Genomic DNA, 14,852 nt, shown 5'->3' on the forward strand with positions numbered 1-14,852 from the left:
GCATCCATCACACTTTCCTCACATCCCTCGTTACGCTCAGTCCCCACGAAACACCTCAGGGGGGCCCATGTCGTACACCCAACCGCCGCCACCTCTGCCGCCGCCCGGCTTCGGGCCCCCGCCCGTCCCGCCTTCTCCCGTACCGGCCTGGGCCCGCAAACGCGTCCTCATCCCAGGGGCCGCGGTCATCCTGCTCATCGGTGCGGGCATCGGATCCGCGGGCAACGGCGGCGACGGTGAGAAGACCGCGGCCGAGCCGGTCCCCACGGTCACCGTCACCGCCCGAGCGCAGGCGGCCGCCGAGGCGGAGCCGGCGCCCACGGTGACCGTCACGAAGACCACCACGGCCCAGGCCCGGCCGGCGAAGGAAACGACCGACACCGACACCGCGCCCGAGGGCAAGGCGGTGTTCAAGGTGTGGGGCTCGGCTTCCTCGGGTGTCGACATCACCTACGGAAGCGACGGCACCAACCTGCAGGGCAAGGGCCTGCCGATGAAGAAGACCCTGACCGTGCAGGACGACGCCCTCTACTACCAGGTGACGGCCCAGCTCATGGGCGGCGGCGACATCCAGTGTTCCGTCACCATCGATGGCAAGACGAAGTCCGGCCGGGCACAAGGCGGTTACAACATCTGCTCCGCCCAGCTCAACGGCGACTTCAGCGGCGGCTTCAGCTAGACCGGAGCGGATCCGGCCGGACCGGAGCAGAGCGGTGGGTGCGCGTCTTGCTCAGGGGCGCGCACCCACCTGTGGTCACGGGGTGTAGACCGTCGGCCGCGGTGCCGTCGCCATCCCGTTGCCGATGAAGAAGCTCGGGTGCGGCGGCTGGTTGTACGCGGTGTTCTGCCAGGCCAGTGCCGTGCGGTACATCGTGTCGTGCAGCAGGGTCGTGATCTTGGTGCTGGTCTCGGTCGGGGTCGAGTAGATCCGCAGTGCCGTGTTGTTCGACGTCGGCCAGACGACCTCCTCGCGCCAGTCGCCGAGGATGTCGCCGGACAGGGACGGCGTGGCCTTGGTGCCGTTGTTGGAGTGGACGCCCGCGCCGGTCAGCAGGCGGGTGTCGCCGGAGGTGCCGTACTTGTCGATGCGGGTGGCGTCGAGGAGTTCGCGGACCGGGTCGCCGTCCCACCAGCTCACGAAGTTGATGCTGGAGGGCTCGCGGCCGAGGGAGGCGCCGGTCGCGGAGCGCAGGGTGGTGTCGGAGGCGGACCAGGCTTCCGCGCCCGCGCTGCCGGCGTAGACGTCGGCGGCGACTCCGCGGCCGTTGTCGACACCGGAGGCCGTCTGCCACAGGAGGGCGCCGGTGCGTGCGTCGGCCAGCCACGAGCCGGGCCGGCTGGTGCTCTCGGAGACCTTGAAGTACTCCAGGCCCGCCCGCGAGGGGTTGAGGTCCCCGACGTGGCCGGCGTCGCCGTGGCCCGTCCTGGTCGTCCACAGCCCGGAGCCGTTGTCGTCCACGGTCATGGCGCCGTACACGATCTCGTCCTTGCCGTCGCCGTCGACGTCGGCGATGGACAGGCTGTGGTTGCCCTGGCCGTCGAAGCCCTTGCCGGCGTTGGTGGAGGAGGAGGTGTCGAAGGTCCAGCGGCGGGTGAAGGCGCCGCCCCGCCAGTCCCAGGCGGCGATCACCGAGCGGGTGTAGTAGCCGCGCGCCATGACGAGCGAGGGGCGGGAGCCGTCCAGGTACGCCGTTCCCGCGAGGAAGCGGTCCACTCGGTTGCCGTACGAGTCGCCCCACGAGGACACGGTGCCGCGGGCCGGGACGTAGTCGACGCTCTGCATCGCCTTGCCGGTCTGGCCGTTGAACATGGTCAGGAACTCGGGGCCGGACAGGACGTAGCCGCCGGAGTTGCGGTGGTCGGCCGACGAGCTGCCGATGACCGCGCCGGTGCCGTCCCTGGTGCCGTCGGCGGTCTTCATGGCGACCTCGGCCTTGCCGTCGCCGTCGTAGTCGTACGCCTGGAACTGCGTGTAGTGCGCGCCGGAGCGGATGTTGCGGCCCAGGTCGATGCGCCACAGCCGGGTGCCGTCGAGCCTGACGCCGTCGACGAAGGTGTTGCCGGTGTAGCCGGACTGGGAGTTGTCCTTGGCGTTGGTGGGCTGCCACTTGAGGACGAAGTCGAGGGCGCCGTCGCCGTCGAGGTCGGCGACCGAGGCGTCGTTGGCCTCGTAGGTGTAGGCGACGCCGTCGGGTGTGGTGCCGCCGGCGGGCGGGGTGATGGGCACGTCCTTGTAGCCGGTGCGCAGTTGGACGGCGTGGACGGAGTCGGCCTGCTCCACGCCGCCGACGACGGCGCGGACCGTGTAGTCGGCCTGGGCGGGGGCGCCGGAGTGGAAGTAGTTCGTGGAGCCGGTGACCGGGGTGGAGTTGACCTTCGTGCCGGCCCGGTAGACGTTGAAGGAGACGTCGTTCGAGTCGGTGCCGAGCCAGCGCCAGCTGACCAGGTTGCCGCTGTCGGTGTGCACGCTGACGACTCCGCGGTCGAGCTTCTCGACCTGGCGGGCGGTGGCGGCCTCGGCGGTGTCGGCGCCGAGTGACGTGGTGAGTCCGGCGCCCACGAGGGCCGCGACGGCGGTGGCCGCCGAGAGGAGCGCTCGGCGTCTGCGGTGCGGGTGCGGGAGCGGCTGCGCGGGCGGGGGTGTCCGGGGGTGTGACCGGGGGTGCGGGTGCGGGTTGTGCACGGGGCGAACCTCCTGAGAGGACGGGCGGGTTCCGTTCCTCTTCAGTCGCCGCCGGGCACACCCGAGTTGCCGTACCTTTCGGCCAATTCGGCGGCCGTGCGGGCGATTCTCGCGCGCAGCTCGGGGGGTTGGAGCACCTCGACGCCGGTGCCCAGGCGCAGGAACTCGGCGTGGGCGTGGTCCAGGGACTCGATGGGGACGGTGGCCACGGTCCAGCCTTCGTCGTCGGTGCGTGTGGCGGCCACTGTCTGCCCGGCGAGTTGTACGCCCGGCGCCAGGCGTACCACCGCCTCGCCCTGCTGGAGCCGGGCGTGGAAGTCGCGCTGGTACGCCGTCCAGTACGCGGCCAGGTCGAAGTCGTCGGGGAGGGTGAACTGCTCGCTGATGGGTGTGAGTTGGAGGATCTGGTCGACGCGGTAGGTGCGTGGTCCGGGGCCGGCGACGACGTACCAGCGGCCCGCTTTGAGGACCAGTCCGTAGGGTTCGAGGCGGCGCTCCACGTCGGTGGGCGCACGCCAGCGACGGTATACGATATCCAGGATACGGTTGTTCCATACCGCGTCGGCGACCGCGGACAGGTACGGCGTCTCGTCCCCGTCCGCGTACCATCCCGGCGCGTCGAGGTGGAAGCGGCCGCTGATCCGGTCCGCGTGGGCGCGCAGTTCCGCCGGCAGGGCGGCGCGCACCTTGAGCTGCGCGGCTGCCAGGACGGACCCGAGACCGAGGTCCGCGGCGGGACCGGGAACCGCGGAGAGAAACAGGGCCTGCGCCTCCCCCGCGGTCATGCCGGTGAGACGCGTGCGGTAGCCGTCGAGGAGTCGGTAGCCGCCGGCGTGGCCCGCGTCGCCGTGCAGCGGGACACCGGCGGCACTGAGCGCTTCGACGTCCCGGTATACCGTGCGGACGGAGACCTCCAGTTCCCCGGCGAGCTGGGCGGCGGTCATCCGGCCGCGGGTCTGGAGCAGCAGCAGGATGGACACCAGTCGGCTCGACTTCACTGCCACAGGATGTCAGTGGACTCGCCCTAGCGTCGCGTCATGGTTTTCACGGAGAAACTGCTGACCGTGCCGTCGCCGATCGAGGTGGCAGGGCGGCGCATCAAGCGCTACCACGTCACCGCGCACCCGGCGGGCATCGCGTCCGACGTGGAGAAGGCGGCGTACGAGATTCTGCCGCAGTTGTTGCCGGAGCCGGACGGGACGCCGCCGGCGACGTTCGTGGTGCTGCACCGCGGTGGCGACAACGGCGCCTACCTGAACGCGTACAGCTGGGTGTGGGACAACGTCCTGCACTTCCGGAGCGCCGCGGCTGGCCAGCCCGTCCTCGGCTGCCCGGACGACGACCCCACCCACTTCGTCACACCGGACCGGCCGTGGATCGGCTGCGTCTGGGAGCTCCCGCCGATCCTGCACGAACGCGACGCCTGGGTACGGCACCTGCTCGCCCCCGACGCCCCTGATCTGGACGCCTACTTGGCCGATTCCCTGCCCGCCGGAACCACAGGAGACCGCTGATGAGCAGCCCGCACGACTTCGACTTCCTGCACGGCGAGTGGGAGGTCCGCCATCGCCGCCGTACCGACTTCCTCGATCAGGACAGCGGTTGGGAGGAGTTCGGGGCCCGCAGCCGTTGCTGGAGCCTGTTCGACGGGGCCGCGAACATCGACGAACTGGACGTGCCGGGGCAGGGGTGGAAGGGGCTGACGCTGCGGCTCTTCGACCCGGAGACCCGCCGGTGGTCGCTGAACTGGTCCTCCAGCCGCAGCGGAAAGCTGTTCCCGCCGGTCATCGGCCGCTTCGAGGGCGGGCGCGGCGAGTTCCACGGGGACGACACCCACGAAGAAAAGGACGTGCGGGTGCGGTTCGTGTGGTCGGAGGTCTCCGCCACCACGGCCCGCTGGGAACAGGCCTTCTCGGTGGACGACGGGGACACCTGGGTGACCAACTGGTTCATGGACTTCAGCCGGCCTTCCGGAACGCCAGCACCGTGAACACCGGGTCGGGCCGCGGCCGGTCCTGGTCGGGCAGCGTCTCCAGGCGGGTGGCGAACCGGTCGACCAGGGGATGGCCGGGCGGCATCCGCGTGAACCAGCCGCGGCGCAGGTCCGCGACCGTACTGCGCGGGCTGCGGCCCTGGCCGAGGCCGGGGAAACGGCCCCTCCCTGCCGGATCCAGCCCACAGTCGACCGCATACGACACAACGGCTTGTGGCGCGTCCCGGGCCGGCCGGCGCGGGCGCGGCGCGAGCACCGCGTCGATGTCGCTGCCCACATCGTGTGCGGCGGCCTTGTCGACGGTGGTGACGTACACGCCGCCCGGCCGCAGCACACGGGCGCACTCGGCGACGACGGCCCGGACGTCGCCGGGCCCGTCGAGCAGATGAAGCAGCCACACACTGGTGACGGCGTCGAACGCCCCGTCGGGGAACGGCAGCCGGCGGCCGTCCGCGAGGACGATCGCTCCGGGCAGCCGTTCGTCCGCCCTCCGGGCCATCCCGTACGTCAGGTCCGCGCCCGTCACCCGCAGGGCGGGCCGGGCCGCCGCCAGGCGACGGGTCACGATTCCCGTGCCGCAGGCGACGTCGAGGAGGCGGCGGGCTCCGTCGGGGATCAGGGCGAGGACGGCGTCGGCGGCCGCGGCGGCCCTGGGCTCGCCGCCGCGGGTGGCGTCGTAGGCGTCGGATTCCCGGTCATAGTCCAGCACCCGCGTCACTGGGCTCCGTGACCGGGAGCGAGTGCCTCCACTTTCGCCGCGAGCTCGAAGTCCAGCTCGGTCACGGCCCCGCCCACGCTGTGGGTGTTCACCGTCAGGGAGACCGTGTTGTAGCCGAGGGTGAGATCCGAGTGATGGTCGAGTTCCTCCTGGACCTGGGCGATGTGGACGACCATCGCCGTGGCGGCGAAGTGCGTGCGGAGCCGGTAGGACCGGGCGAGGCGGTCGCCGTCGAGCGACCAGCCCGGCAGCTCCGTGAGCCGGTCCTCGATGTCCTTCTGCGACAGCGGTTCGAGGGGCATGACCTGGCTCCTTCGTGGATGTGGGGGTGTTTCTTCAGCCTGCCACAGCCGGGCCGCTTCGGCCCTGGTCAGGAGGGTCCCCGTTGGTCAGCCGCGGCCGGATTCGGCCGCGAGATCGTCGGCGAGCGCCGCGATCCGGGTACGGCCCTCGACCTGTTCCACCCACGCGTGCGGCAGTCCGACGTCGCCGTGCCGGGCGCCGAGGAGGTTGCCGCAGACGGAGCCGGTGGAGTCGCTGTCGCCGGAGTGGTTGACGGAAAGGAGCAGGGCCTCCGTCACGTCGGTCGTGACGAGGGCGCAGTAGACGCCGATGGCGAGGGCTTCCTCCGCGACCCAGCCCGCGCCGAGGGACTCGACCTTCTCCGCCGTCGGCGCGCCCTGCGCCGCCCGGTCGACGGCCCGGCGCAGAGCGGCCGAGGTCTCCTCGTGACCCCGGTGGCGCTCCAGCTCGCGCAGGGCGCGCAGGACCGAGCCTTCGAGAGAGTCCCCGTCGACGATGTGGGCCACGATCGCGGCGAACGCGCCCGCCGCGTAGTAGCCGGTGGGGTGGCCGTGGGTGATCTGGGCGCCGCGGGCGGCCATGGCGAAGGCCGCGTCGGCGCGGTTGACGAGACCGAAGGGGGCCGAGCGCATCACCGCGCCGCAGCCCTTGGAGCCGGAGTTGACCTGACCCGGCTTGCCGTCGAGTTCGAGCCACGGGTCGGGGGCGTACATCTGGGCGACCCCGGACAGACAGGCGTTGCCGGGGGCACGGCGGGAGTACAGCCAGGCCTCGGTGATCAGACCACCGGCGGGAGCACCGCCCGGGGGTGGTGCGGCCTGCTCCGGACCCGGCTTCGTCTGGGTCTCCAGCCACCGCTCGTACGCCCGGCGCAGCAGCAGCGCCCACCCGCCGCCGATGCCCTTCTCCCGTTCCCGCGCGTGGGCCTGGACGATGGCCTCGACGGTGAACAGCGTCATCTGTGTGTCGTCGCTGATGCGGCCGACCACACCGTGCGCGCCGGGCACGAAGCCGGTCACCCCGCGCTCGCCGTGGGACGCGCGGATACGGTCCAGGGAGGAGAACTCGACGGGGTAGCCGAGGGCGTCGCCTACGGCCCCTCCCAGGAGGCAGCCGCGCACTCTGGCGCGGTAGACCGCGGCGGTTTCCAGTGTCTGCTTCTGCGGCCGGCTCATGCGCCCATTCCTCCACTCACCACGGGCGACTGTCCACTGTCCACAGTCGCCCGTCCTTCGACCAGCGTCGTTCGACCAGGGTCGTTCGCCGACGGTCGCCGCCATCCCGGTTGCGACCGCCCGTCGACCGTGGCCGTTCCTCGGTTACGGTCGTCCGTATGACCATTCTCGCGTCCGGTTCCGCCGCGTCCGCCGGTACCCCCGCCGACAAGGGGGTGGGCCCGCTGTTGCGGGCCTGGCGGGAGCAACGGCGGGTCAGCCAGCTGGAGCTGGCGTTGCGCGCCGACTCCTCGGCCCGGCACATCAGTTTCATCGAGACGGGCCGCTCCCGGCCGAGCGAGGACATGGTGCTGCGGCTGGCCGAACACCTCGACATCCCCGTCCGCGAGCGCAACGCGCTGCTGCTGGCGGCCGGTTACGCTCCGCACTACCCCGAAACCCCGCTGGACGACCCGGCCCTGGATGCCCTGCGCGAGGGCATGGAACGGCTGATCCAGGGTTACGAGCCGTATCCGGCCCTCGTGGTCGACGCGATGTACAACGTCGTCGCGGCGAACCGGGGCATCCTGATGCTGCTCGACGGCATCCCGGAGTCCCTGCTCGCGCCACCGCTCAACGCCATGCGGCTGACCCTGCATCCACAGGGCCTGGCGCCACGCATCCGCAACCTCCGTGAGTGGCGAGGGCATCTGCTGGCCCAGATGGGCCGCCAGATCGCCCTGCACCGCTCCGAGCCGCTGCGGGCGCTGTACGAAGAGGTCGCCGCGTACCCCGTGCCGGAGGCTGCGGCCGAAGGGCGGGACGACCAACCGGTCGAGCCCTTCGCCTACTTCGCACTGCCGATGCAGATCGAGCACGAGGGACGGACGCTGTCGTTCATCTCGTCCATCTCCACCTTCAACACCCCCATGGACGTGACCGTCGCCGAGCTGGCCATCGAGACGCTGCTCCCGGCCGATCCGGCGACGGTCAAGTACCTTCACTCACTCATGTCCTGACGGTGCCTCAGGGCGGTGTACTGCAGCAGCGCGAACCCGGCGACGGTGAGGGCCTGGAGCACCGTCCACACGGTGCCGGCCGTGGTCGGTGACAGCCACAGACCCAGGGCGAGGAGACTCAGCGCCGACCAGGCGAGGTTGGCCTCGATCACGGCCCTGACGGGCAGGGCGGCCGGGTGGGCGCGGGCCGCGACGAGGCCGACGGCCACCGCGTACGCGGTGAGGAAGACACCGAGCGCCAGGAGCAGCCCCGAGTCCGTTCCGAGCAGCCGCCCCAGCGGGCCGGAGGCTGCCAGGTAGGCGAGGCCGTTCGCCCCGGTCACCACGGCGTCCAGGACGAGGAAGCGACGCAGCATGGTGTGCGGGTCGGAGCTACGGGCGAGTGCGGCGAGCTGGGTCGCGGACATGGCGATCACCCTTCGTCGAGGTCGAGTTGAGGAGCGGGATCCTGAATGCCGGATGCGCACCGGCTGCCGGATCCCGATACCGAATACCGAGTGCCGAGTGCCGAGTGCCGAGAGCATCCGTCTGGCTTCCGGATCCCGGACACCGCATACGCGTTGCATCCCGGATGCCGGATCCCGGATCCCGGATCCCGGATCCCGGATCCCGGATCCCGGGCCGGAGTGCGCCGGCCCGGAACCCGTTGCCACCACCATCCCGTCCTACCGGCAGCCCGGTCGATTACCTCAGGGGTAATCCCGGCCGCCCGCCAGGAAACGCATCTCCCCCGCCCGCAGAGGCTTTGTCGCGGGGCCTCCTGGGACTGATGAGACAGCCATCGAACATGGCACACTGCACGCAAGCTTCGACGCGTAGGGGAGGCGTGGCGTGAGTGAGCGGCGTCCTGCGCCCACCGTGGGTCAGGTGGTGCTCGGCAGACGCCTGCAGGAACTGCGGGAGACGGCCGGCCTCAAACGCGAGGAGGCCGCGCAGATACTGCGGGTGGCCCCGGCGACCGTACGGCGGATGGAAATGGCCGAGGTCGCGCTGAAAATACCGTATGTCCAGGTGTTGTTGGAGACGTACGGTGTCGGCGACGACGAGACGGCCTCCTTCATAGATCTGGCCGAGGAGGCGAACCGGCCGGGCTGGTGGCAGCGGTTCCACGACGTGCTGCCGGACTGGTTCAGCCTGTACGTGAGTCTGGAGGGCTCCGCCGGGATCATCCGCTCCTACGAACCGCACTTCGTGCCGGGTCTGCTGCAGACCGAGGCGTACGCGCGTGCGGTGCTGGAGGCCGGGACGATAGGGCAGACGAGGCCGGAGACGACCGAGCGGCATGTGTCCCTGCGCATGGAGCGGCAGCGGCTGTTGGAGCGCCCGAACCCGCCCCACCTGTGGGTGATCATGGACGAGACGGTACTGCGGCGGCCGGTGAGCATCCACGGCGAGGTCATGCGCGACCAGTTGGACAGGCTCCTGGAGTTCGCCGAGCGCGACCGGGTCACGCTGCAGGTCGCGGAGTTCGAGGAGGGCCCGCATCCGGGGACCTACGCGCCGTTCTCGTTGTTCCGCTTCGGCGAGCCGGAGCTGCCCGACATGGTCTTCACCGAGTACCTGACCGGCGCCCTGTATCTCGACTCCCGCAAGGAGGTCGCGACGCATCTGGAGGTCCTGGACCACATGTCGGCGCGCGCCGCGTCGGCCGAGCGCACCAAGAAGCTGCTCCGGGAGCGCCGCCAGGACTTCTGAGGCCCCGCGCACGGTCCGCCCCGTAGGTCCACGCCGGCCTCGCGCCCTCCCCACCCCCACCCCCACCCCCAGCCCCAGCCCCAGCCCCGAGGAGACGACGCCGTATGACCGGATCCGACGCCGCGCCCGTCCGCATCGACACCAGCCGGCCGCACCCCGCCCGGGTGTACGACTGGTGGCTGGGCGGCAAGGACAACTACCCGGTGGACGAGGAGCTGGCCCGGCGCATCCTCGCCGTGGACGGCACGGTGCTGCGTGGGGCGCGGGCCAACCGCCGGTTCATGCAGCGGGCGACCAGGGCGGCCGCCGAGGCGGGATTACGTCAGTTCCTGGACATCGGCACCGGCATTCCCACCGAGCCGAACCTGCATCAGGTGGCGCAGGGTGTCGCGCCGGGGTCGAAGGTCGTGTACGCGGACAACGACCCGATCGTGCTCCGGCACGCGGAGGCCCTGTTGCACGGTTCGGCGAAGGGCTCGACCGACTACATCCACGCGGACGTCCGCGACCCCGACACGATCCTGCGGCTGGCGGCACAGTCCCTGGACTTCGGGCAGCCCGTCGCCCTGTCGCTGGTGGCCCTGACGCACTACCTCGGTGACGCGGCCGACGGCGACGACGTGCACGGTCTGCTGAGGCGTTACGTCGATTTCCTCGCTCCTGGCAGCTGGCTGATCCTGTCGCAGGTCACTCCTGATCTGAACCCCGAGGCGATCGGGAAGGCCGCTGAGCACTTCCGCCGCAGCGGCACCCCCTTCCACCCCCGCTCGCTCGCCGAGTTCTCGCGCTTCTTCGACGGCCTGGAACTTCTCGGCCCCGGCGTGATCCCGGTCTCCGGGTGGCGGCCGGAGCCGGAGGACGTGGCGGTGCAGGCGGAGGGCATCGTGCCGGTGTACGCGGGGGTGGGCCGTAAGGGGTCCTTTCACTATGCCCGTCCGGGTCGCGCGGCCTGGCACCGCACCTCGCCGCGTTGCCGAAACGCCCACGTGGCTCCTCCCCCATCGAGGCCGCTCCGGCGCCTTGCGATGCACGGCACCAGACCACGCGACCTGATCGGACGCTCATAGTGAAAGGACCCCTAAGTCCTGACCTCCCCACCGCCCGTCTAGTCCTTGCCGTCCCTCCCGTCGCGATCCCGCTCGTCGTCGACGATCTCCGCGTCCACCACGCCCTCCTCGTCCTGCGGTGCGGTGTGCCGGCCGCTGCCGGTGTCCTCGGTGGGGGTCTGCTGGGCGGCGGCCTGCGCGTACATCGCCTGGCCCATCTTCTGGCTGACGGAGGCGAGTTTCTCGACGGCTGTGCGCAGGTCGTTCGTCTCGGCGTTCCGTTCCAGGAGCTGTTTGAGCTCGGCGACGGCGGACTCGACCTCGGACCTGGTGTCCGCGGGGACCTTGTCGCCGTTCTCGCGGACGAACTTCTCGGTCTGGTAGACGAGTTGTTCGGCCTGATTGCGGGTCTCGGCGGCCTCGCGGCGTTTGCGGTCCTCCTCGGCGTACTGTTCGGCGTCCCGCATCATGCGGTCGATGTCGTCCTTGGGGAGGGCCGAGCCGCCGGTGACCGTCATCTTCTGTTCGCGGCCCGTGGCGAGGTCCTTCGCCGACACGTGCATGATGCCGTTCGCGTCGATGTCGAAGGCCACCTCGATCTGTGGCACGCCCCGGGGCGCGGGCGGCAGGCCAGTTAGGTCGAAGACGCCCAGCTTCTTGTTGTAGGCGGCGATCTCGCGTTCGCCCTGGTAGACCTGGATGCCGACCGAGGGCTGGTTGTCGGTGGCGGTGGTGAAGATCTCCGAACGCCGCGTCGGAATGGTCGTGTTGCGTTCGATGAGCTTGGTCATGATGCCGCCCTTGGTCTCGATGCCGAGGGACAGCGGGGTGACGTCGAGCAGGAGGACGTCCTTGACGTCGCCGCGCAGGACGCCCGCCTGGAGGGCCGCGCCGACGGCGACGACCTCGTCGGGGTTGACGCCCTTGTGCGGGTCCTTGCCGGTGAGTTCCTTGACCAGGTCGGTGACCGCGGGCATGCGGGTGGAGCCGCCGACGAGGATGACGTGGTCGATCGCGGCGAGCTTGATGCCGGCGTCCTTGACCGCCTGGTGGAAGGGGTTCTTGCAGCGGTCGAGGAGGTCGGCGGTCAGCTCCTGGAACTGGGCACGGGTCAGTTTCTCGTCGAGGTGCAGGGGGCCCTCGGCGGAGGCGGTGACGTAGGGGAGGTTGATCGTGGTCTCGGAGGAGCTGGACAGTTCGATCTTGGCTTTCTCGGCGCCCTCGCGCAGTCGCTGCAAAGCCATTTTGTCGTTGCCGAGGTCGACGCCGTACTGGCCCTTGAACTTCTTCACCAGGTACTCGACGACCCGCTGGTCCCAGTCGTCGCCGCCGAGGTGGGTGTCGCCGTTCGTCGCCTTGACCTCGATGACGCCCTCGCCGATCTCCAGCAGCGACACGTCGAAGGTGCCGCCGCCGAGGTCGAAGACCAGGACGGTCTGCTCCTCGCCCCGGTCCAGGCCGTAGGCGAGGGCGGCGGCCGTGGGCTCGTTGATGATCCGCAGCACCTTCAGGCCCGCGATCTCACCGGCCTCCTTGGTGGCCTGTCGCTGGGCGTCGTCGAAGTAGGCGGGGACGGTGATCACCGCGTCGGTGACGTCCTCGCCGAGGTAGGACTCGGCGTCCCGCTTCAGCTTCTGCAGCACCCGCGCGGACAGTTCCTGTGCCCGGTAACGGGTGCCGTCGATGCCGCCCTGCTCGGGGAAGCGCCAATTCGCGTCGCCCATGTGGCGCTTCATGGAGCGCGCGGTGCGCTCGACGTTCGTCACGGCCTGCCGTTTGGCGACCTCGCCGACGAGCACCTCGCCGTTCTTGGCGAAGGCCACGACCGACGGTGTGGTCCTGGCCCCCTCCGCGTTCGCGACGACGGTGGACTCGCCGCCCTCCAGCACGGCCACCACCGAGTTCGTGGTCCCGAGATCGATTCCGACCGCACGTCCCATCGCTGTCCCCTTCCGCCAGGAGCCTCCCGCACTCCAGCAGAAAACTTGAGTGCGTTCTTGTCAAGGGCGGGTCCGGTCGAGTGGAGGGCTCCTCAGACGGACGGGTACCCCAGTCGGCGCTCGTCCTGTCTTCCGCCCCTCAGGGCGACCGCCCGCCGGGGCCGGTCGGTGACCAGGACGTCCACGCGCGGGTCCGCGAGGAACGCGCGCATCGGGGCGTCCTCGTTGACCGTCCAGACCATGGTGTAAAGGCCGTGCCGGGCCGCCTGGCGCAGGACGTTCGCGCGTGCCAGACCCTGGTGCACGGCTACCCCGGTCGCACCGCAGGCGCGGACCCGCCGCATGGGCAGCAGCTCGCTCAGCCGGGTCCCGGGCAGCCGGACCGGGCCGGTGTCCCTGCGGTCGCGGCCCAGGGACAGGGCGGTGCGTACGGCGGGGAACGCCCGCCTGATGGCGGCGACCGAGGCGTCTTCCAGGGTCGTGGCGACGAAGCCGTCCATGCCGAGCAGGGCGATGGCCCGGTCGATCAGTTCGCGCTCGTGGCCCACTTCCTTCAGGTCCAGGTGCCCCACGAGCTTCCCGGCGATCAGGGCCATGACGTCGTCGACGGCCGGCACGGCGTAGCCGGCGCGCTCGCTCAGCTCGGCGTGCGTGATCCGGGACAGCAGCGGGCCGGTGTGCGCGACCCGGGGGTCGTGGTAGACGACGAAGACGTTGTCGGCGGTACGCCGGATGTCGAACTCGACGTACTCCGCGCCGGACGCGATGGCGTCCTCGTAGGCCGCCCAGGTGGCGGCGGCGGCGCGTTCGGATCCTCCCCGGTGGGCCGATACGGCGGGTCGTGGCGGCATGGTCAGGTCACCTTCGGCAGGCGCATGGTCGAGTCAGCTCCCGGAGGCGGACCGGGGCGGGGGCACCGGGGCGGGCGGCCGGCCGTCGGGCGGTGACAGGAGGGTGCCGGAGCGTCGGCTGACCCGCCTGAGCAGGACGTAGCCGATCAGGACGAGGACCACGAAGGGAAGCCAGGCGAGCGCGTACGCCGTGCCGTACTCGCGCAGGTCGAGGATGGAGCGGCCGGCGTCGACGTTCGTGCCGTTGATCCCGAAGAACGTGAGCAGCAGGGTCGGCGGCAGCGCGATGAGGGTGGCCGCGGCGGCGAGGCCGGAGACGGTGCGGTCGCGGCGGTCGTCGCGTTCGGCGAGTTCGGCGTCCAGGGCGGCGGAGCGGGCGCTGATCACGGAGGTGAGGCGCTCGACCATGCGGGCCGAGTTGTCGAGGCTGTCGCGGATGCCGAGGGCGTCGCGCAGCGAGGACTGGAAGCTCTCCATGAGCATTTCGGGGATCAGCAGGCTGTCGACGTAGGCCTCGACGCCGAAGGCCAGGTCCAGTTGCAGTTCGTTGACGCCGGCGGAGAGGCGGGAGATGAGGGAGCGGACCTCGTACGGCGAGTCCGTCAGGGCCCGTTCGTTGGCCCGCATCGTCTCGAAGGCGGCGAGGCGGGTGCGTTGGAGGACGGCGAGCGCGGAGATCATGCCGAGCGCGACCAGGGTCAGGCCGTTCTCCACGTGCGGGGCCCAGCCGGCCTGGACGGAGACCCCGCGGCCGTGGGAGGAGAGGGTGACGCCGTGGTGGCGCAGGTTGGGCGGCGTGGTGGCGTCGGGGTCGGGGGTGTGGGTCGCCGGCATCCGGCCGCGGTAGACGATCTCGTTGAGCAGGGCCGGCCGGCGGGCAGGGTCCCCGCGGTCGCTGCCGCTGTCGCCGTCGGCGAGCAGGTCGTGCAGTAACCGTCCGCCGGGGAAGACGAGTTGGTGCACGTTCTGGCCGTGGGCGAGCGGTGCCGGCAGGGCGAGCCGCTCGTTCAGCACGTCCAGCAGCGGTCTGCCGCCCAGGCGGATGTGTTCGCGGTGGAAGCAGGTGTCCGCGAGCCAGGCGGCGAGCGCGGCGGGCTCGGTGTCGGCGGCGAAGCCGCAGTCCAGGAGCAGGGTCACGTCGCCGCGTGGGGTGGCGACGACCATGATCTCGGCGGTGGCGAGGGGCAGGCCGTGGCTGCCGTGCGGCAGGTGGAGGTCGTCCGGGGCGGCGGGGACGGCCAGGACGGGTACGGGGAGCACCTTCTCGCTGGACCTCAGGTGCGGTTCGAAGCGGCCGAAGTCGTAGCGGTCGACGAGGGCGCCGCCCGGCGGGGAGTCGCCCGGGCGTATCCGGCCGGCCAGGCTGAACAGCAGTACCGCGCGGGTGAGTTGACGTGTGGCGGAGTCGAGTGCCGTCGACCCGCTGGATGTTCCCGGCCCCATCACGTCC

Annotated in this window: 14 protein-coding genes and 1 pseudogene; 6 read left to right on the forward strand and 9 right to left on the reverse strand. The window is 71.0% G+C overall.

Going from position 1 to position 14,852, the window contains the following annotated elements; all coding sequences use genetic code 11:
- Positions 1 to 67: 67 nt before the first annotated feature.
- Positions 68 to 679: an MmpS family transport accessory protein gene (locus tag ACZ5XS_RS14545; RefSeq protein WP_468651138.1), complete on the forward strand. Its 612-nt coding sequence runs from the start codon at positions 68 to 70 to the stop codon at positions 677 to 679.
- A 75-nt stretch (positions 680 to 754) separates the two neighbouring features.
- On the opposite strand, the gene ACZ5XS_RS14550 is transcribed toward ACZ5XS_RS14545, so the two are convergent.
- Positions 755 to 2,683 carry a rhamnogalacturonan lyase gene (locus ACZ5XS_RS14550; RefSeq protein WP_468651140.1) on the reverse strand — a complete coding sequence of 643 codons (1,929 nt, stop codon included), beginning with the start codon at positions 2,681 to 2,683 and terminating at the stop codon, positions 755 to 757.
- Positions 2,684 to 2,724: 41 nt separating this feature from the next.
- Entirely contained in the window at positions 2,725 to 3,681 is a 957-nt protein-coding gene (locus ACZ5XS_RS14555; RefSeq protein WP_468651142.1) for a helix-turn-helix transcriptional regulator, read from the reverse strand.
- A 39-nt stretch (positions 3,682 to 3,720) separates the two neighbouring features.
- Here ACZ5XS_RS14555 and ACZ5XS_RS14560 point away from each other — a divergent pair, with 39 nt between their 5' ends.
- Together ACZ5XS_RS14560 and ACZ5XS_RS14565 are read left to right on the forward strand one after the other, a co-directional pair.
- A complete protein-coding gene (locus tag ACZ5XS_RS14560) occupies positions 3,721 to 4,197 on the forward strand; it encodes a hypothetical protein (RefSeq protein WP_468651143.1) in 477 nt (158 codons plus the stop codon).
- Complete coding sequence (locus tag ACZ5XS_RS14565) at positions 4,197 to 4,673, forward strand: hypothetical protein (RefSeq protein WP_468651145.1); 477 nt, start codon at positions 4,197 to 4,199, stop codon at positions 4,671 to 4,673. The genes ACZ5XS_RS14560 and ACZ5XS_RS14565 overlap by 1 nt, the downstream gene beginning before the upstream one ends.
- Here ACZ5XS_RS14565 and ACZ5XS_RS14570 read toward each other — a convergent pair.
- The 3 genes from ACZ5XS_RS14570 to ACZ5XS_RS14580 form a co-directional block, all read right to left on the reverse strand.
- The gene (locus tag ACZ5XS_RS14570; protein ID WP_468651147.1) at positions 4,642 to 5,385 is read right to left on the reverse strand and encodes a class I SAM-dependent methyltransferase; all 744 of its coding nucleotides are present in this window, start codon (positions 5,383 to 5,385) and stop codon (positions 4,642 to 4,644) included. The two genes, ACZ5XS_RS14565 and ACZ5XS_RS14570, sit on opposite strands and share 32 nt — an antisense overlap.
- 5 nt (positions 5,386 to 5,390) lie before the next feature.
- The gene (locus ACZ5XS_RS14575; RefSeq protein WP_468651149.1) at positions 5,391 to 5,696 is read right to left on the reverse strand and encodes a 4a-hydroxytetrahydrobiopterin dehydratase; all 306 of its coding nucleotides are present in this window, start codon (positions 5,694 to 5,696) and stop codon (positions 5,391 to 5,393) included.
- Positions 5,697 to 5,783: 87 nt separating this feature from the next.
- Positions 5,784 to 6,872, reverse strand: a complete 1,089-nt coding sequence (locus ACZ5XS_RS14580; protein WP_468651151.1) for an ADP-ribosylglycohydrolase family protein — start codon at positions 6,870 to 6,872, stop codon at positions 5,784 to 5,786.
- Positions 6,873 to 7,030: 158 nt separating this feature from the next.
- Between ACZ5XS_RS14580 and ACZ5XS_RS14585 the strand changes: the two genes are divergently transcribed.
- Entirely contained in the window at positions 7,031 to 7,870 is an 840-nt protein-coding gene (locus ACZ5XS_RS14585; protein ID WP_468651152.1) for a helix-turn-helix domain-containing protein, read from the forward strand.
- Here the strand turns inward: ACZ5XS_RS14585 and ACZ5XS_RS14590 are convergent.
- Positions 7,852 to 8,277, reverse strand: a complete 426-nt coding sequence (locus ACZ5XS_RS14590) for a hypothetical protein (RefSeq protein WP_468651154.1) — start codon at positions 8,275 to 8,277, stop codon at positions 7,852 to 7,854. The genes ACZ5XS_RS14585 and ACZ5XS_RS14590 overlap by 19 nt on opposite strands.
- Before the next feature lie 424 nt (positions 8,278 to 8,701).
- Here ACZ5XS_RS14590 and ACZ5XS_RS14595 point away from each other — a divergent pair, with 424 nt between their 5' ends.
- Positions 8,702 to 9,565, forward strand: coding sequence for a helix-turn-helix domain-containing protein (locus tag ACZ5XS_RS14595; RefSeq protein WP_468651156.1), 864 nt, complete (start codon positions 8,702 to 8,704; stop codon positions 9,563 to 9,565).
- A gap of 104 nt (positions 9,566 to 9,669) precedes the next feature.
- Positions 9,670 to 10,479 (forward strand): annotated as a pseudogene (locus ACZ5XS_RS14600) (SAM-dependent methyltransferase); the annotation flags it as partial.
- A gap of 191 nt (positions 10,480 to 10,670) precedes the next feature.
- Here the strand turns inward: ACZ5XS_RS14600 and dnaK are convergent.
- The 3 genes from dnaK to ACZ5XS_RS14615 all read right to left on the reverse strand — a co-directional run bounded on the left by dnaK (position 10,671) and on the right by ACZ5XS_RS14615 (position 14,845).
- Positions 10,671 to 12,551, reverse strand: coding sequence for a molecular chaperone DnaK (gene dnaK / locus ACZ5XS_RS14605; RefSeq protein WP_468651157.1), 1,881 nt, complete (start codon positions 12,549 to 12,551; stop codon positions 10,671 to 10,673).
- A 92-nt stretch (positions 12,552 to 12,643) separates the two neighbouring features.
- Positions 12,644 to 13,402, reverse strand: coding sequence for a glycerophosphodiester phosphodiesterase family protein (locus ACZ5XS_RS14610; protein WP_468651159.1), 759 nt, complete (start codon positions 13,400 to 13,402; stop codon positions 12,644 to 12,646).
- Positions 13,403 to 13,435: 33 nt separating this feature from the next.
- Positions 13,436 to 14,845 carry a hypothetical protein gene (locus ACZ5XS_RS14615; protein ID WP_468651161.1) on the reverse strand — a complete coding sequence of 470 codons (1,410 nt, stop codon included), beginning with the start codon at positions 14,843 to 14,845 and terminating at the stop codon, positions 13,436 to 13,438.
- Positions 14,846 to 14,852: the final 7 nt, after the last annotated feature.

It is taken from the genome of Streptomyces sp. NPDC033131 (assembly GCF_055578365.1).